At 40.8% G+C, this 21003-nt stretch carries 21 protein-coding genes; 6 read left to right on the forward strand and 15 right to left on the reverse strand.

Annotated elements, in window-relative coordinates; genetic code table 11:
- Positions 1 to 15: 15 nt before the first annotated feature.
- Complete coding sequence (locus DES35_RS09395; protein ID WP_114366465.1) at positions 16 to 960, reverse strand: threonine ammonia-lyase; 945 nt, start codon at positions 958 to 960, stop codon at positions 16 to 18.
- A gap of 64 nt (positions 961 to 1024) precedes the next feature.
- Between DES35_RS09395 and DES35_RS09400 the strand changes: the two genes are divergently transcribed.
- Positions 1025 to 2341 carry a PAS domain S-box protein gene (locus DES35_RS09400; RefSeq protein ID WP_125039472.1) on the forward strand — a complete coding sequence of 439 codons (1317 nt, stop codon included), beginning with the start codon at positions 1025 to 1027 and terminating at the stop codon, positions 2339 to 2341.
- A gap of 89 nt (positions 2342 to 2430) precedes the next feature.
- The gene (locus tag DES35_RS09405) at positions 2431 to 2919 is read left to right on the forward strand and encodes a hypothetical protein (protein ID WP_114366425.1); all 489 of its coding nucleotides are present in this window, start codon (positions 2431 to 2433) and stop codon (positions 2917 to 2919) included.
- 1266 nt (positions 2920 to 4185) lie between these two features.
- Here DES35_RS09405 and DES35_RS09410 read toward each other — a convergent pair.
- The 3 genes from DES35_RS09410 to DES35_RS09420 all read right to left on the reverse strand — a co-directional run bounded on the left by DES35_RS09410 (position 4186) and on the right by DES35_RS09420 (position 6574).
- Positions 4186 to 5079, reverse strand: a complete 894-nt coding sequence (locus tag DES35_RS09410) for a cupin-like domain-containing protein (RefSeq protein ID WP_114366426.1) — start codon at positions 5077 to 5079, stop codon at positions 4186 to 4188.
- Between the two features lie 117 nt (positions 5080 to 5196).
- Complete coding sequence (locus DES35_RS09415) at positions 5197 to 6000, reverse strand: phosphatase PAP2 family protein (protein WP_170125733.1); 804 nt, start codon at positions 5998 to 6000, stop codon at positions 5197 to 5199.
- Entirely contained in the window at positions 5984 to 6574 is a 591-nt protein-coding gene (locus DES35_RS09420; RefSeq protein ID WP_114366428.1) for a DUF3109 family protein, read from the reverse strand. The genes DES35_RS09415 and DES35_RS09420 overlap by 17 nt, the downstream gene beginning before the upstream one ends.
- 169 nt (positions 6575 to 6743) lie before the next feature.
- On the opposite strand from DES35_RS09420, the gene DES35_RS09425 reads away from it, so the two are divergent.
- Positions 6744 to 8030 carry an aminopeptidase P family protein gene (locus DES35_RS09425; RefSeq protein WP_114366429.1) on the forward strand — a complete coding sequence of 429 codons (1287 nt, stop codon included), beginning with the start codon at positions 6744 to 6746 and terminating at the stop codon, positions 8028 to 8030.
- Here DES35_RS09425 and DES35_RS09430 read toward each other — a convergent pair whose 3' ends face one another.
- A complete protein-coding gene (locus tag DES35_RS09430) occupies positions 8031 to 8708 on the reverse strand; it encodes an SCO family protein (protein WP_114366430.1) in 678 nt (225 codons plus the stop codon). It abuts the gene before it with no gap.
- A 97-nt stretch (positions 8709 to 8805) separates the two neighbouring features.
- Between DES35_RS09430 and DES35_RS09435 the strand changes: the two genes are divergently transcribed.
- A complete protein-coding gene (locus tag DES35_RS09435) occupies positions 8806 to 10434 on the forward strand; it encodes a dipeptide ABC transporter ATP-binding protein (protein WP_114366431.1) in 1629 nt (542 codons plus the stop codon).
- A gap of 49 nt (positions 10435 to 10483) precedes the next feature.
- On the opposite strand, the gene DES35_RS09440 is transcribed toward DES35_RS09435, so the two are convergent.
- The 10 genes from DES35_RS09440 to DES35_RS09485 all read right to left on the reverse strand — a co-directional run bounded on the left by DES35_RS09440 (position 10484) and on the right by DES35_RS09485 (position 18600).
- Complete coding sequence (locus tag DES35_RS09440) at positions 10484 to 10921, reverse strand: DsrE family protein (protein ID WP_037359044.1); 438 nt, start codon at positions 10919 to 10921, stop codon at positions 10484 to 10486.
- Between the two features lie 4 nt (positions 10922 to 10925).
- The gene (locus DES35_RS09445; protein ID WP_037359047.1) at positions 10926 to 11930 is read right to left on the reverse strand and encodes a c-type cytochrome; all 1005 of its coding nucleotides are present in this window, start codon (positions 11928 to 11930) and stop codon (positions 10926 to 10928) included.
- Between the two features lie 20 nt (positions 11931 to 11950).
- Entirely contained in the window at positions 11951 to 12364 is a 414-nt protein-coding gene (locus DES35_RS09450) for a DUF6691 family protein (RefSeq protein ID WP_037359049.1), read from the reverse strand.
- 22 nt (positions 12365 to 12386) lie between these two features.
- The gene (locus DES35_RS09455; RefSeq protein WP_307718912.1) at positions 12387 to 12932 is read right to left on the reverse strand and encodes a YeeE/YedE family protein; all 546 of its coding nucleotides are present in this window, start codon (positions 12930 to 12932) and stop codon (positions 12387 to 12389) included.
- Positions 12933 to 12948: 16 nt separating this feature from the next.
- On the reverse strand, positions 12949 to 13782 hold the full coding sequence (locus DES35_RS09460) for a universal stress protein (RefSeq protein ID WP_160171981.1): 834 nt from the start codon (positions 13780 to 13782) through the stop codon (positions 12949 to 12951).
- 144 nt (positions 13783 to 13926) lie between these two features.
- Positions 13927 to 14268, reverse strand: coding sequence for a rhodanese-like domain-containing protein (locus DES35_RS09465; protein ID WP_114366432.1), 342 nt, complete (start codon positions 14266 to 14268; stop codon positions 13927 to 13929).
- A 5-nt stretch (positions 14269 to 14273) separates the two neighbouring features.
- On the reverse strand, positions 14274 to 14561 hold the full coding sequence (locus DES35_RS09470) for a rhodanese-like domain-containing protein (RefSeq protein ID WP_114366433.1): 288 nt from the start codon (positions 14559 to 14561) through the stop codon (positions 14274 to 14276).
- Positions 14562 to 14572: 11 nt separating this feature from the next.
- Positions 14573 to 15370, reverse strand: a complete 798-nt coding sequence (locus DES35_RS09475; RefSeq protein WP_114366434.1) for a sulfite exporter TauE/SafE family protein — start codon at positions 15368 to 15370, stop codon at positions 14573 to 14575.
- Between the two features lie 71 nt (positions 15371 to 15441).
- Positions 15442 to 16842, reverse strand: a complete 1401-nt coding sequence (locus tag DES35_RS09480; protein WP_114366435.1) for an MBL fold metallo-hydrolase — start codon at positions 16840 to 16842, stop codon at positions 15442 to 15444.
- Between the two features lie 336 nt (positions 16843 to 17178).
- The gene (locus tag DES35_RS09485; RefSeq protein WP_114366436.1) at positions 17179 to 18600 is read right to left on the reverse strand and encodes an MBL fold metallo-hydrolase; all 1422 of its coding nucleotides are present in this window, start codon (positions 18598 to 18600) and stop codon (positions 17179 to 17181) included.
- 427 nt (positions 18601 to 19027) lie between these two features.
- Here DES35_RS09485 and sucC point away from each other — a divergent pair, with 427 nt between their 5' ends.
- Together sucC and DES35_RS09495 are read left to right on the forward strand one after the other, a co-directional pair.
- On the forward strand, positions 19028 to 20218 hold the full coding sequence (gene sucC / locus DES35_RS09490) for an ADP-forming succinate--CoA ligase subunit beta (RefSeq protein WP_114366437.1): 1191 nt from the start codon (positions 19028 to 19030) through the stop codon (positions 20216 to 20218).
- 139 nt (positions 20219 to 20357) lie between these two features.
- The gene (locus DES35_RS09495) at positions 20358 to 20978 is read left to right on the forward strand and encodes a thioredoxin family protein (RefSeq protein WP_170125734.1); all 621 of its coding nucleotides are present in this window, start codon (positions 20358 to 20360) and stop codon (positions 20976 to 20978) included.
- Positions 20979 to 21003 lie beyond the last annotated feature (25 nt).

The following is a 21003-nucleotide window of genomic DNA, read 5'->3' on the forward strand; positions in this document are numbered from 1 at the left end:
TTTGACAAACTATGGCTACAAAATTAACTTCAGCATATCAGGATCCACATTGCCTCCTGTAAGAATTATCGCTACACACTTGTGTTTAAAGGTTTCTTTATGTTTAAGCAATACAGCAACAGGCACAGCACAGCTTGGTTCTACTATTACTTTCAGATGAAATGTAATCCATCGCCAGGCTTCCAGGATTTCACTTTCAGTCACAGTAAAGATATCGGTTACATGCTTTGAAATGATGGAAAAGGTAAGCTCTCCCAGTGAGGTCCGCAATCCATCAGCTATTGTATTGGGCTTATCGACCGGAATAAGCCTGCCAGCTCTCAAGGATCTAAGCGCATCATCTGCATTGGCTGGCTCACATCCAATTACTTTTGTGGCAGGAGCATAGCGAAGTGCGGCCAAAAGGGTGCCTGAAAGCAAGCCTCCTCCGCCCACCGGTACCAGCAGGTAGTCGGGCTCAATGCCGTGCTGAAAGATTTCATATGCACACGTGCCTTGCCCTTCGATCACATCCGGATGATTATAAGGATGAATGAAATGAGCACCTGTTTCTGAAACAATCCTTTCCAGTGTCGATTCTCGTGCCTCGAGCGTAGGAGCACAAAAAGTAATCTTTCCTCCCAGCCATCTGACAGATTCTATTTTTGTCTTTGGAGAATTTTCTGGCATTACTACGTAGGATTGTGTGTTGAACAACCTGGCGGCAAGTGCTACTGCCTGCCCGTGATTACCGCTGCTGTGGGTTGCTATACCAAGTTTCAATGTCTTATCAGGTAGTTTTCTCACGGCATTGATAGCACCTCGTACCTTGAAGGCATGAATTTTCTGAAAATTTTCACATTTGAAAAACACTTTACAGGAGAGACTTTTGTCTATAAAATCGTCTGAAAGCAGGGGTGTTTTTGTTATAAAGCACTTTATACCTTCATAAGCTGAAGATACATCCACAATATTCTCCATTCTTGAAAAAATTTTATACACTGCAAATAAATTGAATTCTACTTTTGTTTTAAAAAAATGATAGGTGACTAGCTTTCTTTTGGATAACATCCAAAGTGCACTGATATGTACTCTGGATATACATGCTAACATTTTGTATTCCAATGCAGCTTTTAAAAAGTTTTTTTTAATTGATGAAACTTACAGGGGGAATTTTTTTGAAGTAATTGATGATACTCAATTTCATCTTCTTAAGGAAATTTTGAAAAGTGTAACCGAGAATAAAAAACACATCAAGGACTTTGTTTTAAGACTTAAAGACAAAGAAAGGCACAGTGGACAAAAGGTTACATGGGAATTTTTTCTTGAGGATACTAAAAACCAAATATTCTGCATTGGAATAGTAAGCCAATTCGGCGAATATATTCTGTATGCCGACAATATTTTTAATCTGGAAACAATCCTTACCACAACCAATGAAAGCAGTATTATACTGTCGAAAAATGTAAAAGTAGAATTTTTTAGCAAACAGGCATATGAAGATGTAAAAAAATTCTTTGGAAAAGAGATAAAAAAAGGAGACGATTTTGACCAATACATTATTCCGGATTTAAGGGAGCTATTCTATGATAAATTTAATGAAGCACTGTCCGGAAATGAAATTTATTATGAAATAAATGTACCCGTTGGACCATCAGAAGGTACATGGTTTTTTATCAAATTCAGTCCCATAAGGTCAGCAGTTGGAGGAATCACATCTGTCCTGTATTCGGCAAGAAATATAGACGATATTAAGAAATATGAACACGAACTCAGCCAACAGAGATTTTACTTAAAATCTATGTACGACAGTGTGGATACAGCCATTGGCGTTTTTGATAAAAACTTCAAAGTACTGTATACCAACAAAAGTGCTTCTGATCTCATCCAAAAGAAATTTGGTAAGAAACCGCGAAAGGGTGATTCGGGATATGAGTTTTTTTATTCAAATAATTTGAATTTTTTTCATTCAAAAATTGAAAATGCTTTAAAAGGAACTTCGGAAATATTTGAGTATGAAGACGGTAACGAAGTCTGGCGTTTTAAAATATTTCCTATATACAATGAAAACCTAACAATAGTTGGTACCTCAGTACATATTTCAGACATTACCAAGCTTAAAGAATACGAACAGAAAATCGTTCAGCAGATAAAATTTTTAAAACAGTTGGCCTGGTCACAGAGCCATGAGCTTAGAGGTCCACTATCGTCTATCCTTGCCATTTGTGAGAATTTAAATCTGATTGAGGATGAATATCTCAAACAAAATGCCCTTACAAGTATTAAAAAATACTCTGACCAGATGGATGAGATTATAAAAAACACTGTGGCCAATATCAATCGACTATCAGGTGACAAATAAGAAATATTTTTATCACACTTTTTATAAAGCCATTTAGATGCTATGTTTGCTTTGTTCTAAGGGGTTTATTTGAATGATTGTATATTGATATGAAAAATTTAAATGTCATAGTTCTTATTTTTTGGGTCCATCTTTCATTTTCCGCCCGGTTGAATGCTCAGGATCCCAAACTGGAAAGTCAATTTAAGCAGATCGGCATTGATTACAGCTATGACCAAAATGGAAACCGGTATAAATTTATATTCGATGTAGGGGATGGGCGGACTCAGCTGGTACTGATGAATGCCAATACTTATGATGTGGCAGGGACTAAAATTCGGGAAATCTATTCCGTCGCGGCCAATACCCAAAACAGAACGGATTATAGCCAAAGAACCTTATTCAATCTATTGGAAAAAAATTTCAATTACAAAATTGGAGGCTGGCAAATGCACGGTGGGGAGCCTCCGTATCAGCTTCAGTTTGCCATCCGTATACCCGCTTATGTAGATGATGATTATCTTCTAGAATTGCTCATACAGGCGGCCAGAGAAGCCGATCAGATAGAGAAAGAGCTCACCGGTGAGGACGAGTTTTAATCTCCATCATCTATAACTTACCCTGGGCTTATACTTGACTGTGAAATGCATAAGCGGGGGAATGTTTTTCCCAATGCTCAATTCAGTTGGTCCGTTGCTGTCTGAAAATTTTTAGTCCTTGAGGTAGGAAGAATAGAGTTTGTATAAGCTCTTGCACACACAATCAGATTAGAGGAAAAAGCTCTCATCTGGGGTTGGAAAGGCGATATACCTTGCCATGGTTTCAGACTTCGGGTACACAAACCTTCGGTAAGAGTTAGTGGTAATCCAATCTGCGGGAGTAAATCTCATGTTCTTTTCAAACAAATTTTGAACGCATTCAATTCGTAGTGGTAGACTACAACTGAAATTTCCTGTATGTGGTATTTCAATAGCTACCGATTACTTGTATTAAATATACAGAAATGCTGTACAGTTTGAACGTCCAAACGTGCCGTATTTTGTCTCAAATGGGTTCAACTAAATCTTTATACGCTTCATAAGTTTAATTCGGAACGGTGCCTTACCATGGTAGCGCAATAATGAAACGGCATTATCTCCACCTTCAGTATCTGCAACGAAATGTGCCTACTTGGTTAAACATCCTTTAATGTCATTATTTTAGAACCTTTTTAGTTGGCAGTCCAATGCTTGTGTAGAGACGAAACTGAACCGGGAAAATCTGCCCCAGGACCATTGAGTACATCACTGAAACATACAAAAACCAGTACTCCAACTTTTTTCCAAATTGGACGCTTAGAACTTGCAGACAAAATATACTTCGCCAGTGTATGTCCAGGTTAGAAATTGATAATAAACACCAACAATTGATATCAAATGGCCATCGTGTCGTTTTTGTAGTCCGGTTTATCATTTAAATAAAACAATAACTAGACAAGAATGTGACTTTAAAAATGCGAGATCTGATAACCGACTTCCTCAAATACTTGTGGCAGTAACTTTTAGCAAATTAGAGATGTGATACATTCGAAATCCTTTCTGTATTGACATACAATCTATCTAATCTAAATTCGTAAGAATGGATGAATCAAAAATACCAAATAAATGAATTGAAATTTGATAGAAAAAAACTTTTTTTAATACGGATTTGAGGTCAGAGCATTGCCTGAAGAAATGTTTTCGACAAGTAGATAAAATAATTGAATAGATTCGCGACAATTGTATTAAGTGCCGGCTGTTGCAGAGCTATGATATGTATCATAAAACCCCGATTTGCATGTTACATCGGGGTTTTGAAAAACGGCGCAAAAGATGTGTTTTGCTTTTTTAGGTTTGATTGATTAGGATGTCAGTTTGATTATGCCATTTTGCCATTCTTTTATAAGCATATTCATTTTTAAACTGTATCCAACGGTTGCCAAAAGCAGTACGAAACAAATTGTCCAAATGTCGTACGATGAATATATTGGAAACAGCCTCTGCCAAATGGGGTAGTTTGTGAGGCACAGACCTCAGCGCAAGTGAAAATCCGGCAGTATCATATCGCATGTAATGCCACCAGCCTTCTGGCATATAGAGCATATCGCCATGCTGAAGCTCTGCATGGTAAAATGTGATTTTTTTCAATGCCGGATATTTTTCGAAGTCAGGATTTTCAAAATCTATCTCTTCCAGACAAATTGTGGAAAATGGCACATGATATATGTATTGCCGGGCTGAAGGCGGAGCTATCAATGCAGTCTTATATCCCGCAAAGTGATAGTGGTAAATATTGCCCAGGTCTATATCGTAGTGCATAAATACTCTGGAACCAGCACCAGCAAAAAAAAGCATTGGCATACTCCTTAGCAGTGAAACTCCCAGATCAGGATAGACGATATCGTCTTTGAGCTGGGGTATTTCTTTCATGAGGTTGTAAAGAAAAATCCTGTAAGTACTGTCACCGGCCAGCAAAAGATCGATATATTCTGCCAAAGGCATGCTGGCTACGGGTTCATTCACCTTGCGCGATGCATCTACTTTACTATTGTCGTATAAGGGTACAATTTTATCTTTTCCTTGAATTTTAATATATTCAAACGACCACTTGCTGTAAGCAGGCCAATCTTTGGCAGCTCCTTTCACTATCACAGGAATTTGAAGCTTGTAATAGTGGTTAAGGAATTGTTCTTTGCTGAGATGGTCTATTGTTTCTATTGGTTGGATAAACAACTGTCTCATAAATACCCTTTTGGTCTTGGCAAAATTACTAAAAAGTAGGCCATATTAACACTAAGGTAATATAACCGGAAAATATGCGGAAAAAATGACAATATTTCAGATGTAACTGCACAAATTTCAGTTTATTAAAACGGCTATTCTTATGTGCATAGGATTGATGTCATAATTGATGGTAGTCTGATTATTTTGCCTTTTCATATGAATTTTTGGAACTACATAGCCAATCGACCATCCAATAGCTGCACCTGCTAATACATCTGTAAAGTGATGTACTCCGGAGTAATATCTCAAAAATCCTGAAGTTACAGCAGCAGTATAAGTACTAATCAAAAGAATTTTTGATAATAAAGTCTTATCTGAAATTGTCGAGTAATATCCATGCACAAAGCCTACGGCTGAAAATGCCAGAGCTGTATGTCTGGAGGGAAAAGAATTCAGACTCTCAATACCCCGATAGCCTACCGGATTGTAATTACCTGAATACACCTCAGGCCTCGGTCTTCTGCTAATGAGTTTTAATGTGGTGATAGTTAAATAGGTAGTTAAATAAGTTTCTATTCCCATCACAGCCATCACGGCCAATGGTTTGTTTTTTTTAACTTCAAAAGCCAGCAAGGTGGGTATTGCTAGTGTAGCGATCATGCTGTAATGACTCGTTCGCTCTGCACAATAGTCATACGTTCTATAGGTAATTCGATCTAAAACAAACAAATCATCCCTCGAAAACCCTATAAGATCGTCTCCGGTGGGAACTGCTAAATTTGACCTAAGAGCAGGATGTAGAAGGAATAGTCCTACGTTAATACCTGATATAGCGGCTTCGGTGGCCAGATTCAGGCTGAATGGGAAATTACTTTCTACCTGTCCGAAGGCACAATTCCAAAAAATAAGAAAGATTTGAAAATCAATTATTTTTCTCAATTTCAAGTTGTTGTGAAGCTTCTTTAAGTTTTTCGAACCACTCATGGCCATATTTTCGGATCAATGCTTCCCTGACAAACTGGTACACTGGAACGCTGAGTTCTCGGCCCAATTCACAAGCCGGGTTGCAGATGTGCCATTTGTGATAATTTACGGCTTCAAAGTTTTTGTATTTGGTTATTCTTACAGGATATAAATGACATGAAACGGGCTTTCTGAAATGCGTGGCGCCGGCTTTCCAGGCTAGTTCAATTCCACATTGGGCTGTACCATCTGCAGCAAAGACCACATATGCACACTCACGTCCTTCTACCAGTGGTGTGACGGCTTCACCATCGCGCGAATCTCTAGCCCATGTACCACTGCGCTCTATGGCAGCAACTCCTTCTGACCTTAGAAAAGGTTTGATGTTCGGATACTCCTGTTCCAGGATTGTTGTTTCTTCAGCTTCCAGAGGAGCTCCAGAATCACCTTCCACACAACAAGCACCTCTGCACTTTGATAAATTGCAGACAAATTCTCTGGTCATTACCTCTTCAGACACCACTGCACCGTCAATTTCTACCGCATACATAGTTCTTCGATTCTTGAAACACAAATAAAAATAGTGTCTGCAATAAATACGCTATAATTGTTACTAAAGAATTTGACCGAATGAAAGAAAGTTTTAAGCCACAGTTTATTGGTTTAAAAATCCTTCATTAGTATTGCAACCTCACCTGTTTCAAATCCATTTCCACATTATGCACCATCCAATCATATCTTCAAATACCTACAAATCTCTTAGACAACGGTTGAAAGAGCATTTGCCGTCGGGTAGCGTTGCCATTTTGGTGGCCAATGATATTATGCCTACCAATGCTGATGGCACCATGCCTTATATGCCCAATAAAGATATCGTATATCTGACCGGAGTAGACCAAGAGGAGACTGTGCTTATTCTTTTTCCAGATGCAGTAAATCCGCAAAACCGCGAGATCTTACTAATCAGAGAGACCAACGAACACATCGCCCGCTGGGAGGGAGAAAAACTCACGAAAGAACAAGCCAGGGAGCTTACCGGAATTCAAAATGTTCAATGGAGAACACAACTTCCTCGCATCCTGAAAGAGGTAATGGCGGAGGCTGAGTTTGTATATTTAAATACCAATGAGCACTTGCGACGTGATACACAGGTGATAAGTGCTGAGCATCGCTTTGCTCTTCAGCTTCGCGAAGAGTATCCGCTACATCAATACAGAAGACTATCGCCCATCATGCACTACTTGCGCAGTATCAAGCATCCGGAAGAGATTGAAGTGATGAAAAAAGCTGCAGAAATCAATACGGCAGCTTACTTGCGTATACTGCGTTTCCTGAGACCGGGAGTCACTGAATATCAGCTTCAGGCGGAATTCATCCATGAATACCTTAATTCAGGTGCATCGGGTTTCAGTTATGAGCCCATTATCGCTACCGGCGCCAATGCATGTATTTTGCATTATATCAAAAACCATTCGCTGGTGAAAGATGGGGACCTGGTCCTCTTCGATGTGGGATGCTGGTATCGCCACTATGCCAGTGATGTAACACGATGTTTCCCGGCTAATGGTACTTTTGATCCCCGACAGCGGGATGTATACAACGCAGTCCTCTACGTACAAAAAGAAGCCATGAACATGCTTCGCCCGGGTATATTACTTGCTGATTACCATAAAAAAGTGGGTGTGTTAATGACGGAGGTTTTAATAGACCTACACCTAATCACGCGCGAAGATGTGGAAAAGCAAGATACCGACTGGCCTGCATACAAAAAATACTTCATGCACGGCACATCTCACTTTCTTGGTCTTGATGTGCATGATGTTGGGCTATGGCATAAGCCTGTTGAAGCGGGTATGGTCTTTACCGTAGAGCCGGGTATATACATTCCTGAAGAAAAACTTGGCATTCGGATCGAAGACAATATTCTGGTCACCGATGATGGATATGAAAACTTTACTGCAGGTATTCCCAAAGAAATTGAGGATATCGAATCGGCAATGAGATAATCAATATCGGGGAGTTTCATCGCGCAATAAGATGGAAATGTGCTGGTTTAAGAGGGCAATATCATCGGGATTCGTACCATCGTAAAAGCCGCGCAACCTGCCTTTTGTGTCGACCAGTACTACATTTTCGGTATGAATAAATCCGTGGTCATCATCATCGCTAGGTCCTGATTTTACTGCAAAATAGACTTTGCGAGCCAGGCGTTGAATCTCAGCTTCATCAGCCCATAGAAGCCACCAGATGCGGCTATCCAACCCATGCAATTCGGCATACCGGCGAAGTACGGGTACAGAATCGATAGCGGGCGTCACTGTATGTGAGAGAATAATTATATGAGGATTGTTTTTGTACGCTTCCTGTACGGACTTTAACTCGCGCGTCATATCAATGCAGATCGATGGGCAGGTAGTAAAAAAGAAGTTGACGACTCTGATTTTTCCAGCTAGGGTTTTGCTGGTTATAGTATCGCCCAAATGATTGACAGCGGTAAAGTCCCCTGTGGTAAAATTTCTGCCTATGCGTCGCAGACTGCTGTCTACGAGCTCAGGGTTGATATCTGCAGGGTTGTATATGGGAAGTCGTTCAGGTTCCTTGAGAATTCGGCCTCCGATGTAGTAAACGATGACCAGCAATATCGACGTCAAACTCACTACAGTGATTTTTGCTTTCTTTGTCATAAATCTGAGAAATTATAATCAAGGATATGAAAATACAAGACAAATCACCGATGTAAAAACACCATTTTGAAAAAATTGCTTTAAAAAAATCTCTTAAATGACCAGAGTAGAATCCCGCCCTGTTCTGTCAGTAAAAAATTTACAGATTACCAGTAAAGACCCATTTTTTCAGCTGGTTAAGGGGGTTTCATTTGAAATAAAACAAGGTCATCGGCTTGCCTTAGTAGGCGAAAGTGGTTCTGGTAAGTCATTGATATGCAGGGCTATTTCAGGATTGCTCCCTCAAGGTTTGAGTTCATTTGCCGATGAAATGAGTCTTCAAAACGGAACTGAGAAAATAAATTTATGCCACAACAGTAAACAAGAAAAGCTTTCAGGCTTCATCGGATATGTATTTCAAGAGCCTATGAGTGCTTTAAACCCCGTACTGCCGGTGGGTCGGCAAGTACAGGAGGCAATAGAGCACGAGCCAGGCACCTGGAGTGAAAAGAAACAAAGGGTACTTTATTGGCTGGATAAGGTCAAACTACCTTCACCGGAAACTACGTACAAAAAGTATCCGCATCAGCTCAGCGGAGGTCAGCGGCAGCGTATAGTAATCGCTATGGCCATGATCAAAAATCCTATATTGTTGATTGCTGATGAGCCCACGACTGCTCTGGATGTAATTGTACAAGCAGAAATTGTAGAGTTGATTGCCGAATTGTGCCGAGAGGGCCGTACATCTTTGCTCTTTGTGAGCCATGATCTGGACCTTGTCGCAAAATTTTGCACCGATATTCTGGTGATTAGACATGGGGAGAAAGTGGAATATGGAGATTTGAAAGCAGTGATTCGAAAACCTAATCATCCCTACACCAGAGCACTTCTACTCTCAAAACCAAGACTTGACCACAAACCTCTCCGGCTTCCGGTAGTATCTGATTTTATTGGAGAAAAAAATACCTTGAATTCTGCAGCAAAAGCCGGTTTCGTATCCGATGTACACCAACAGAAAACCAGGCATCCGGTTGTAACCCTTCGGTCCATTTACAAAGTATATCGCCAATCCAACAATTTTACGGAAGCAATCTCCGGATTGGATCTTGTAATGTTTAGTGGTGAAACTGTTGGACTGGTAGGGCCATCCGGCTGTGGAAAATCCACATTAGCCCGAATTCTATGTGGAATAGAGAAGCCAGATTCTGGAGAAGTTATCATTCATTGGCAAGGCAGGAGAGCTGATGTCGTACAGCTGGTGTTTCAGGACCCATTTTCAAGTCTCAATCCGGCTTTAAGCATCGGTAATCAGGTCATGGAGCCGCTGATTGCAAAGGGAATTTCGCGGGATACAGCCAGAAAAGAAGCAATGGAAATGCTTAAAATTACAGGTATTGAACCGGAAAGATTTTCGGACTATCCACATCGGTTTTCGGGTGGTCAGCGTCAACGCATTGCCATTGCTCGAGCTTTAATTTTAAAACCAGCACTGGTAGTGCTCGACGAAAGTGTGGCTGCATTGGATGTATCGGTGCAGGCAGTAGTCATCAATCTCCTGAATGATTTAAAAGATGCATTTGGATTGAGTTACTTGTTTATTACCCACAATCTGGTGATTGCTCAGTATTTCTGTGACAAAATCCTAGTCATGTATCAGGGCAAAATAGTCGATAGCTGGTCTGGTAAGCTACCTGAAAGTCTTCAACATCCTTTCAGTCAGCGCTTGTTTCAAGTTGTCAGGGGCTAAATCCCAATACAGTAGCCTGTAGCTGTGGAAAAAGCTGATTAGGCGTTGCTCAGAAACCTGCTTTGATATAGTTCCAGCCTTCTTTTTGTTTCTTAACTATGTGAACTATTCCGGCTTTCACAAAGCCGGCTTCATCCAGAATGTCTTCTCTGGGGACATTGCGTTCACTCATCGAAAATTCACAAGCTTTGAACGTGACGCCCTTAGATGTAAAATGAGCAATTTTGTCCTGTACTTTAGATTTTGATTTTTGCAGAATGCTCAATCCCGGTCCGTGACATACTACTTCAATCATCACACTGGGCTCTACGCTGGTGATGTTGGTAAGTTGTTTCATGAGCGCTTTGTGCGCGAGGGTGTCGTCCGTTGTAAGCTGAAAGATTATTTTCAGTGGTTCCACTTCGGGAGTTTTGCCCCTTTTCTGAGCAAAGACACTGAGCACTGCAAGGCTCATGGACAAGGTTAATAAAATGGATTGGATTCTCATTTGACTATTGTTTTTTGCTTTGGTTGTAAAAAGAAAGTATGGGCTGCCAGGGTCCGAATTTGTGTTGAATTTCAGAGAATGTGTCAGCATAAGGACCAAAAGGGTGGTCTACAGGTTTTTTGCTCACATCGGGCCAATCTGTAGGTACAGGTTTATGGGGCCGTGGTTGTGAGTTTACGTATGCTGCGACGTCCCATGCTTCTTCATCGGTGAGCATTGGCATTTGGTGTGTGGCTCCCAGTGGCATGTTGAATTTTACATATTTTGCAAAGTTGGTTATCCGATACAGGCCTGCAGCATCGTTGTACGAATCCTTACCCCAAAGGGGTGGATAGAGATATTCGACACCATCCGGATGCTTTAAACCTTGGCCGTCGGCTTGATGGCAGCTTTGACATTTTTGCTGATAGACAATTTTTCCCTTTTCCGGATCAGCAGGTCTATCGAGCATATTGAAGTCTTTTAATCCAGAACCAGGAGCTCTTTCACTTTTTTTCACGTTCGAACCCAAAAATTCGATGTATGCTTTGATGGCTTGCATTTCTCTGCTTTCAGTTTTGGGAGCTGTTCCATTGAGGCTTCTTTCAAAGCAATCGGTTACCCTCTTGTAGATGTCTTCTTCTGTACCGCTTCGAGGTCTGTATTTTGGATACATAGAGGCTACTGAGCCATAGTTGTTTCCAAATGGTTTTGTGCCCGCATCAAGGTGACAATTCTGGCAGTTCATGCCATTGGTAAGTTTTGCTACCGAACCATTTGGCCCGAGATATTTGGCAGTATGTGCAATCAGATCTTTTCCATAGAGCACCAATTCCCTTTGTACAGGATCTGGTATTGTCTCCGGAAGAGGAGCAATCCACAGCTCTTCTTCGCTTTTTGAAGCAGATAATTGTACAGATTGAGTTTGTAAACCAGAATTTGAAATTTTACTGTTCTCTACAATGACCACTACAATGCTGACGAGGGTCACTGTGATAAGTAGCCAAAGAATGGTTCTATTTGTTTTCATAATACTACGCTAATTTTAACTCAGTGCGGCAGTTTATCCATCAATAAACCATAGAGATACGTTCCTATCACGGCAAATACCAGGACTATGAGATAAGCTGAATATCCGTACCCAATGTTTACCACGATTGGACCAGGACATGAACCTGCCAAAGCCCAGCCCAGACCAAACAAAGTGCCTCCGAAAATGTATCTCTTGTAGGTTTTATCCTTTGGAAAAAAAACAATTGGATTACCGTGAAAGTCTCTCAGCTTAAATTTTTTAATGAGAAATACTCCAATGGCTCCAATGGTTACTGCAGTGCCTATAATGCCATACATGTGAAATGCATCAAAGTGAAACATTTCATATATTCGATACCAAGAAATGGCTTCCGATTTAGCCATGATAATTCCGAATAGGATGCCAACGAGTACAAATCTTACAAGCTTCATAGTCAGGTAGTATTATTGAGGATTAGAACAAAAGGGGGAGAATAAAATGACTCATCAGAATACCTCCGATGAAAAAACCAATTACAGCCACCAGCGAGGGAACTTGCAGGTTGCTCAATCCAGAGATGGCATGTCCTGATGTGCAGCCACCGGCATATCTGGAGCCAAAACCAATCAATAAACCAGCAATCGAAAGAATCAGGAATCCTTTTAAAGTCACTACATTGGTCCAATCTACCAACTCTGCTGGTTGCATTCCTGCCGGTGGTGCAAAATTGATCTGCTCCAATCGCTCGATAGTCTTTTCTGAAATAGCTACGGGTTCCTCCTGATAGGAAAGAAAGTTTTTTGCGACAAAACCTCCTATGAATGTCCCGACGAGGAAGAGTAGGTTCCAGGATTGAGTTTTCCAGTCAAAATCAAAGAATTTCACTTTTTTTCCTGCACCAGCTAAGGTACAAATGGTTCTAAGGTTGGATGAAAACCCAAACGATTTACCAAAAAATGTAATAATAAACATGACCACTGCGATCATAGTCCCTGAGAACCACCATGGCCAGGGTTTCATGATAAAATCAATTAAGCTATTTGTCATAGATTCTAAAGGTTAGTAAGGGTTTAAACATGTGATTGACCAACTTCTCGGCGATACTTGCGTAAATCAGGCTTCCTTTGCCATGTGTACCTATGCAAACCAAATCGGTGCTGTGCATCTGATCAAAATGGAACACTCCCAGCTCTACATCTCTATCTCTGATGAAGTGAATTTCGTAGTTGGATAGTCCTTCTTTATCAGCATATTCTCTCATTTTTTGTTCGATTGCTGACTTTTTCAACTCCTCCTTCTCATCATTGAAGATATGAAGTAGAATCACTTTGGAACCAAATGCTGATTGAATTTTTTTCATCAAACTTATGTCAAACTTTTCTTCAACATTGAAGTCATGAACGAAGAGAATATTTGTTAAATCACTGGAGCTTCTGTCGCATCGGACAGTAAGTACCGGAATATCCGATTTTCTTACCACATGCTGTGCTTCAGTACCTGATATTTTATCTCTAAATTTTTCCTCGCCTTTGGTCCCCATGATGATTACATCAAACTTTTTGGACCTTGCAAATTCCACGATTCTTTCTGTGATTTTTCCAAGCAAAATGTGGCTTTCGGCAGTGGGGAATTTTTTCTCTTTAAATTCCTTCAATTTCAGGTTTGCATCATCGTACAATCTCTGCATTGATGCGGGACTTATGTCACCGCATGTGGTGATGTTCCCACTTTCTGTTTGCTCTACTGTTTCGGGCACATTCAATACATGTACAAAGTGTATTTCTGATGGTATTTTTTCATTAATTTTTCTCGCCAATATCCAAGCATATTCGGCTTGTAGAGAAAAATCTGTTGGAATGAGTATTTTCATTTTATTCATATACAGTTTATGTAATGAGTTTTTTGCTAATTTGATTCAATACTTTCCGATTAAATGTGATATGTATCACATGTACATACATGGAATAAAGAGAAGATAATTCTTCTCTTTAGTTTGATTTTTCGGACCGTTTGCTTACCTCTGAGTCTTTAGCTTTTTGTCCACTTCCATCCAGGTGCCTCCATTTACAGCATTGGTAATGCCGTTTTGTTTCAGAATTTGCAATGCCCGTGCGCTGCGCGCTCCACTGCGGCAGAATACGACAATTGGCTTATCGGTTTTTAATTCACTGAGCCTTGATGGCAATTCATGCAGTGGGATGTTGATGGCACCCTTTGCTGAACCTTCGGCAAACTCCTGTGGAGTACGCACGTCTATGAGTAAAGCTTTATTGTAATCGATATTGTGTTGATTCTGAGCCATTAAATAAAGACAACTGCTCAAGGAAAATATCAGGATAAATAAAACGTTTTTCATACCTCTTAATATTGGTTGCGCAATACATCTTGCCAGGTACCCGCATTAATCACATTGGTGATTCCATAGCTGTTGAGAATCTGCTTTGCCATTTCACTTCTGTTTCCTGAACGACAGAATACGACAATGTTTTTTCTGTTTTGAAATTCAGAGAGATGATATGGAATCTGGTCAACAGGAATGTTGATGGCGTTGCGGGCAGAACCTTCACTGAATTCATTTGGCGTGCGCACATCCACCAGAAGAGTGCCCTCTTCATTTACAATTTTATTTAGGTCTGTTGTCGGTGTCATAGATTTAGATTTTAAATAAGTTCTTTAATGATGATGTAAATGCCCATTACGAGCACAAACCACCCAAAAGCAGGCTTCAGTTTCTTGCCATCGATTTTTTTTGAAAGTGAACTTCCAATAAGGATCCCAATGATGGCCATGGCAGATACAATACCGATCAGTTTCCAATTGATAGGGGTATCACCGCTCTCTCCGAAAAATCCAATCAGTGATTTAGCCGCTATGATCACCAGTGAAGTTCCCACGGCTTCTTTCATGGGCAGCTTGCTGAGTATTACCAAAGCAGGGATGATTAAGAATCCTCCGCCGGCACCTACCATTCCAGTCAAAATACCTACTACGGTACCTTCCAGTAAAATCAAAGGATAGTTGAATTTCTGAACTCCTGCACCGGAAAGGTCTCCGGGTTTAGGTGAATCCTTTTTGATCATGCTCCATGATGCGGCTATCATCAGCACAGCAAAAAGTAGCATGAGAAGAATGGACTTGGTAATAACCAAATTACCAAGTGAAAGGACCTGATCCGGAATGGCAGGCACAATGTAGGCTCGCGTAGCAAAAACCGCTGCGATCGATGGAATTCCAAAAACTATGGCAGTGCGGATATTGACAAGATTTGTTTTGAAATATGTATAAGAGCCAATGGCACTGGTAAGGCCAACGATAAACAGCGAATATGCTGTGGCAGGTACCGGATCAACACCCAATAAATAAACCAGAACGGGAACTGTCAGAATGCTGCCACCTCCCCCGATAAGACCTAAGGATACACCTATCAATACCGAGGCTAAATAACCAAAAATTTCCATGTGATTCAATCGATTTAGAGGCTCAGGCTTCGTTCAATGAAGCCTGAGCTTTGGAGAAATCCGTACGTTAATCATTCGTTGACGAGCTCTTCACCGCTGGAAACCCATTCATTGATGCCAGGTGAATAGTTTTTTACATTAGTGAATCCAGCTCCTGCAAGGATAGAATATCCGATTGAAGCTCTATCGCCACCCTGACAATGAATAACGACTGTTTTGTCTTTGGGTATGAGGTTTAAATTTTGAGGCAGGGTGCCTACAAATACGTGTTTTGCATTCTTGATATGTCCTGATTTGTATTCAGAAGCACCTCTTAGATCGACTATCTCTACTCCATTTCCAAGCATTTTCTTTACTTGTTCTTTGTCGACAAATTCCACCTTCTTCAGTTGTCCACCGGATGAAGTATACGCTTCTGTAGATGAAATATAACCCAGGACATTATCCAGTCCAATTCTCATCAATTTGCGTGCGATGTCTTCCAGGTGTTCTTCGGATGCTAGCAGCATAAATGGCTTTTCGTAGTCCAGATACCAACCTGCCCAGGTGGCCAGTGCGTTGTTGTTTTGAATGTTAATGCTGCCTGGGATAAATCCATTTGCAAATTCGTTTTTAGGTCTGGTATCCACCAGTGGAGTGCCGGATTTAAAGGCTGTCAAAAATTCCTGATCAGATAGTTTTTTGTATTTAGGAACCTCAGTGACCAGCTTTCTCTCAACTTTGTTGAGTTTTTTCATCGTAGCAAAATATCTGGGAGGTTCTGGCTGGTCAGACAGCAGGTAATCGATGAAAGCTTCTTTATCGTTGAGCATCCTAAAAGCCCAATTTCTGATTTTTTCATATCCCACGGTAGAGCTGGGCACTGCTCCAAGAGCCTTTCCACATGCTGAACCCGCTCCATGTCCCGGCCATACTTGTACATAATCAGGTAACTCAGCAAATTTTTTAAGGGACTCATACATCTGCTCAGCACCAACTCTTTGTGTACCTGATTGACCGGCAGCTTTTTCAAGTAAGTCAGGGCGGCCTACATCACCTACAAAAACAAAATCACCGGTAAAGATCATGACAGGCTCCGGGCTTGCCGGTGTATCGGTCAGTAAAAAGCTGATGTGCTCGGGTGTGTGTCCTGGAGTGTGTAGTACTTTGATTTTCAAATTTCCCACCATTACCTCATCTCCGTCTTTCAAACCAATGTGAGGAAAGGCATACTGCCAATCGGGTCCCCCTTCGTCGCTGAGGTAAATATTAGCTCCGGTTAGGGCTGCCAATTCTCTGCTACCCGATAGGAAATCGGCATGAATATGGGTTTCAAAAATGTGGGTAATGGTCAGCTTGTTGGCTTTGGCAATTTCGAGATACACGTCCACGTCCCTGCGCGGATCGATCACTGCCGCAACCCCGGCTTTCTGACAACCAATTACGTAACTTGCCTGAGCTAATGTTTTGTCATATACGTGTTGGAAAAACATAACCTTTTTATTTTGATTTTACTGATGCAAATTTCTTTATGACTTATATCATCTTTTTGGTACTTAAGTTACAAAGTGCAAATACTGACAGATTAGCTACGATACATACCGACAGATTAGCTACGATACTGAGGTAAATAATTGATTGTTAATATATAAAAAATTATCCGATAGATTGCAATACTCATTTAGAACTTTTTGGCTAAAGCTTATGTGGGCAGGGAATTCATTACGTTTAAACAATAAAAAACCCGCTCAGAATCGGGTTTTTACCACCTTTTAATGAGCGGGTATTGTAAGGGATTTCTATGCAGTTTATACCTTTAAGGTACTGTATTACAATTCAGTAGTTGGGCATACATAATCGGTCATCCTGAACTTTCCGGTTTCTTTTATAGCTTTAAAGCCCCCTTTTACATCCACTAGATGTTCATAACCTCTGGATTTTAAAATGGAGATAAAAGCCATCGACCTGTACCCTCCGGCACAGTGAACATAGTATTTCGTATCGGGACTGAGCAATTTCATACTATCGTTTATATAGTCCAGGGGGGCGTTAATGGCTTCTATCAAATGTTCACTGTCGTATTCGCTTTTTTTACGTACATCCACTATATGTACTTCTGAGTTTTTGTGTATCTGCGCCAGCTCTTCTGCTGTGACTTGCTCAACTTTATCAATCTCAAATCCAGCTTTTTTCCAGGCTTCGAAACCTCCATCGAGATATCCAATCACATTGTCAAAACCCACTCTGGCCAATCGGGTGATGGCTTCCTCTTCCCTGCCAGTATCGCATATCAAGAGGATGGGTGTATTTACATCTGTGATAAGGGTACCAGCCCAGATGGCGAAGCTACCGTCCAATCCTATGTTAATAGAATTGGGTATATGTCCTTTGGCAAAATTTTCAGCAGAGCGAGTGTCTAGGACAAGAGGCCTTGTTTCTGTGGCCGTGATTTCAAACTCAGTGGGTTTTAGAGGTCTTTTGGCCCTTTCAAATACATTGTCTATTGATTCGTACCCTTTTATATTCATTAGAACATTAGCTGGGAAATATCCTGGAGGCGGGGTCAAACCATCTAGCAGTTTGGCAACAAATTGTTCGCGGGTCAGGGACGGATCCAGGGCATAATTGGTTTTTTTCTGATTGCCAAGGGTATCAGTAGTCTCCTTGCTCATTTTTTTGCCACAGGGGCTACCTGCTCCATGTGCAGGATAAATTATGATGTTGTCCGGTAACGTCATTATTTTGTTTCTAAGCGAATCATAGAGATGGGAAGCCAGTTTTTCAGGTGTAAGATCTTCAACAACCTTCTGAGCCAGATCGGGGCGGCCCACATCTCCTATAAAGAGCGTATCTCCTGTGAAAAGAGCTTTTTCTTGACCATTTTCATCCATTAATAAATAGCAGCTGCTCTCCATGGTGTGGCCAGGTGTATGCAACAGACGAATTTTTACTTTTCCGATTGAAAATTCCTCTCCGTCTTGGCCGATGTGTGCTTCATATCCGGGCTCAATGAGCACAGGACCCAACACGATGGTGGCCCCTGTCTTCTTTGCCAGATCTACATGACCGGAGACAAAGTCAGCATGATAATGAGTTTCAAATATGTATTTGATTTTGGCTCCTGATTTAGCAGCTCTATCGATATACGGCTGAACTTCTCTCAATGGATCAATGACAGCAGCTTCGCCATCGCTTTCAATATAATAGGCGCCCTGAGCCAAACATCCGGTATAAATTTGTTCGATTACCATAGCATTGAAATTTTAAGGTTGATATCTGTGACAAATTTTTTAATAATTTACCAATTCAAACAGTAGTACGAATCACCTATTCCGATGATTAAAATCAAGTTTTTATTTGAGCAATGGTACTTTGAAAAAGAGTGGTTTGCTCAAAAAACAGGTCTTTAATGTAAAAATAATATATTATTAAAAAATATTTACTGTACACCAGCTTCAGCTCCTGTATATGATATTAACTAAATTTCGTGTAAGTGTTTTGAATTAAAAACTGTGTTATCACTAGGTATTTCACTTGGTATATGAATTTTTTAAAAAAAATTATCCAGGCAGGAAATTTATAAATGGATATCATATGCAATTTTTACAGTCTTTTATCCATCGTTTGTGGTAAGGCTTAGTCCATTCTGACCTTACATTTGGGCGCAAATTCCAAAAAATGAATTTACACGAATATCAAGGTAAGGAAATTCTCAGCACATTTGGAGTAGGCATTCAACGAGGCATTGTAGCTTCTACACCCGAAGAGGCTGTAGAAGCGGCCCGTAAACTCCATGAACAAACAGGTACAAATTGGTGGGTGGTAAAGGCTCAGATACATGCCGGCGGTCGTGGCAAAGGTGGTGGAGTCAAGTTGGCTAAATCTCTTGAAGAAGTAAAAGAAAAAGCTTCGCAAATCATAGGGATGAATCTGGTAACCCCTCAGACTCCCAGAGAAGGTAAAAAAGTCCATCAGGTACTTATAGCTGAAGACGTCTATTATCCGGGGCCTGGTCCTACCAAAGAAATTTATATGAGCGTTTTGCTCAACCGACAGATAGGCAAATTCATGATGATGTATTCACCTCAGGGTGGTATGGACATAGAAGAGGTGGCAGAGAGTCATCCTGATCAGATTTTCACCGAAATTGTAGAGCCTTCTACAGGTCTCCTTGATTTTCAGGCACGCCGTATAGCCTTTAATCTCGGGATGCAAGGTCAGGCATTCAAAGAAATGGTCAGGTTTGTACATGCCCTCTATAAGGCCTTTGTATCAATTGACGCCAGCTTGTTTGAAATCAATCCAGTGTTAAAAACTTCTGATGATCGAATCATAGCCGTGGACGCCAAAGTGGTACTAGATGACAATGGACTGATTCGCCATCCGGAATATACAGCACTGAGAGATATCAGAGAGGAAGATCCCACTGAAGTAGAAGCAAGGGAAGCCGGTCTCAACTTTGTAAAACTCGACGGAAATGTCGGATGTATGGTCAATGGTGCGGGGCTGGCCATGGCTACCATGGACATCATCAAGCTCTACGGAGGAAATCCTGCTAATTTTCTCGACGTGGGAGGTACGGCAGATGCAGCTCGGGTGGAAAAGGCTTTTCGCATTATTCTGAAAGATCCGAATGTGAAAGCCATTCTGATCAATATATTCGGCGGAATTGTCCGATGCGACAGGGTAGCTCAGGGAATTGTTGATGCTTACAAAAATGTTGGAGACATTCCTGTGCCGATCATCGTCAGATTGCAGGGTACCAATGCCGAAGAAGCCAAAAAAATCCTGGATGAAAGCGGACTTAAGGTCCATTCGGTCATAGCTCTGCAAGAAGCTGCTGAAAAAGTACGAGAATTGGTTGGTTAATTCCATACAATCGCAATTCCCATGAAATCCGTCATTTTTAATGACGGATTTTTTTCTGTTAGCCGGACAGCTCATAATTAGCCTTTGTTTAGAACTTATCAATAAAAAATGGCCTATTTTTGAAAGAAAAATTTCGAAAATGAGAACAAATCTTTTGCTATTCACCGGTTTACTGACAGCATTCGTAGCTCAGACGCAGTCGCTTCCTCAGCTCAACATTGGCGATACTGCTCCATTGACTGATATTCGAATGAATGCAACGGACGGTAAGTCGTACAGTCTATCCGATGTCAAAGGGCGAAATGGACTTGTTGTCATTTTCAGCTGCAATACCTGTCCTTTTGTCTTAGGCTGGGAAGATCAATACAATCTCATTTTTGAACAGGCAAAAGCTGCAGGTCTTGGAATGATCCTAATCAACAGCAACGAAGCTTTCAGAGAAAAAGATGATTCTTTTGAAGCTATGGTGGCACATGCTAAAAAGAATAAGTATAAAATGCCGTATGTGGTGGATGAAAACCACCAATTAGCCGATGCATTCGGAGCGCAAACTACTCCTCACGTCTTTGTATTTGATGCGGAATGGAAACTTGTTTTTAAAGGATCTATTAACGATAAATACGAAAATAGCAAAAGCGGGAACACCCCTGCTAAATTTTACCTTTCCGATGCCCTTAATGCCATTAAAGAAAACAAACCAATAGAAGTAAAAGAATCAAGAGCCATTGGATGCTCTATTAAAAGGATAAAAAAATCATAACTAGTCAGGCGCTCATCCAGTTCCT

Source organism: Schleiferia thermophila (genome assembly GCF_003337435.1).
Lineage (GTDB): Bacteria > Bacteroidota > Bacteroidia > Flavobacteriales > Schleiferiaceae > Schleiferia > Schleiferia thermophila.

Bases quoted from the DNA above. Each gene is read 5' to 3' on its own strand.
- DES35_RS09395 (WP_114366465.1), bottom strand. From the start codon at position 960: ATGGAGAATATTGTGGATGTATCTTCAGCTTATGAAGGTATAAAGTGC.
- DES35_RS09405 (WP_114366425.1), top strand. From the start codon at position 2,431: ATGAAAAATTTAAATGTCATAGTTCTTATTTTTTGGGTCCATCTTTCA.
- DES35_RS09410 (WP_114366426.1), bottom strand. From the start codon at position 5,079: ATGAGACAGTTGTTTATCCAACCAATAGAAACAATAGACCATCTCAGC.
- DES35_RS09420 (WP_114366428.1), bottom strand. From the start codon at position 6,574: ATGTATGCGGTAGAAATTGACGGTGCAGTGGTGTCTGAAGAGGTAATG.
- DES35_RS09425 (WP_114366429.1), top strand. From the start codon at position 6,744: ATGCACCATCCAATCATATCTTCAAATACCTACAAATCTCTTAGACAA.
- DES35_RS09430 (WP_114366430.1), bottom strand. From the start codon at position 8,708: ATGACAAAGAAAGCAAAAATCACTGTAGTGAGTTTGACGTCGATATTG.
- DES35_RS09435 (WP_114366431.1), top strand. From the start codon at position 8,806: ATGACCAGAGTAGAATCCCGCCCTGTTCTGTCAGTAAAAAATTTACAG.
- DES35_RS09440 (WP_037359044.1), bottom strand. From the start codon at position 10,921: ATGAGAATCCAATCCATTTTATTAACCTTGTCCATGAGCCTTGCAGTG.
- DES35_RS09445 (WP_037359047.1), bottom strand. From the start codon at position 11,930: ATGAAAACAAATAGAACCATTCTTTGGCTACTTATCACAGTGACCCTC.
- DES35_RS09450 (WP_037359049.1), bottom strand. From the start codon at position 12,364: ATGAAGCTTGTAAGATTTGTACTCGTTGGCATCCTATTCGGAATTATC.
- DES35_RS09455 (WP_307718912.1), bottom strand. From the start codon at position 12,932: ATGAAACCCTGGCCATGGTGGTTCTCAGGGACTATGATCGCAGTGGTC.
- DES35_RS09460 (WP_160171981.1), bottom strand. From the start codon at position 13,782: ATGAAAATACTCATTCCAACAGATTTTTCTCTACAAGCCGAATATGCT.
- DES35_RS09465 (WP_114366432.1), bottom strand. From the start codon at position 14,268: ATGAAAAACGTTTTATTTATCCTGATATTTTCCTTGAGCAGTTGTCTT.
- DES35_RS09470 (WP_114366433.1), bottom strand. From the start codon at position 14,561: ATGACACCGACAACAGACCTAAATAAAATTGTAAATGAAGAGGGCACT.
- DES35_RS09475 (WP_114366434.1), bottom strand. From the start codon at position 15,370: ATGGAAATTTTTGGTTATTTAGCCTCGGTATTGATAGGTGTATCCTTA.
- DES35_RS09480 (WP_114366435.1), bottom strand. From the start codon at position 16,842: ATGTTTTTCCAACACGTATATGACAAAACATTAGCTCAGGCAAGTTAC.
- DES35_RS09485 (WP_114366436.1), bottom strand. From the start codon at position 18,600: ATGGTAATCGAACAAATTTATACCGGATGTTTGGCTCAGGGCGCCTAT.
- sucC (WP_114366437.1), top strand. From the start codon at position 19,028: ATGAATTTACACGAATATCAAGGTAAGGAAATTCTCAGCACATTTGGA.
- DES35_RS09495 (WP_170125734.1), top strand. From the start codon at position 20,358: ATGAGAACAAATCTTTTGCTATTCACCGGTTTACTGACAGCATTCGTA.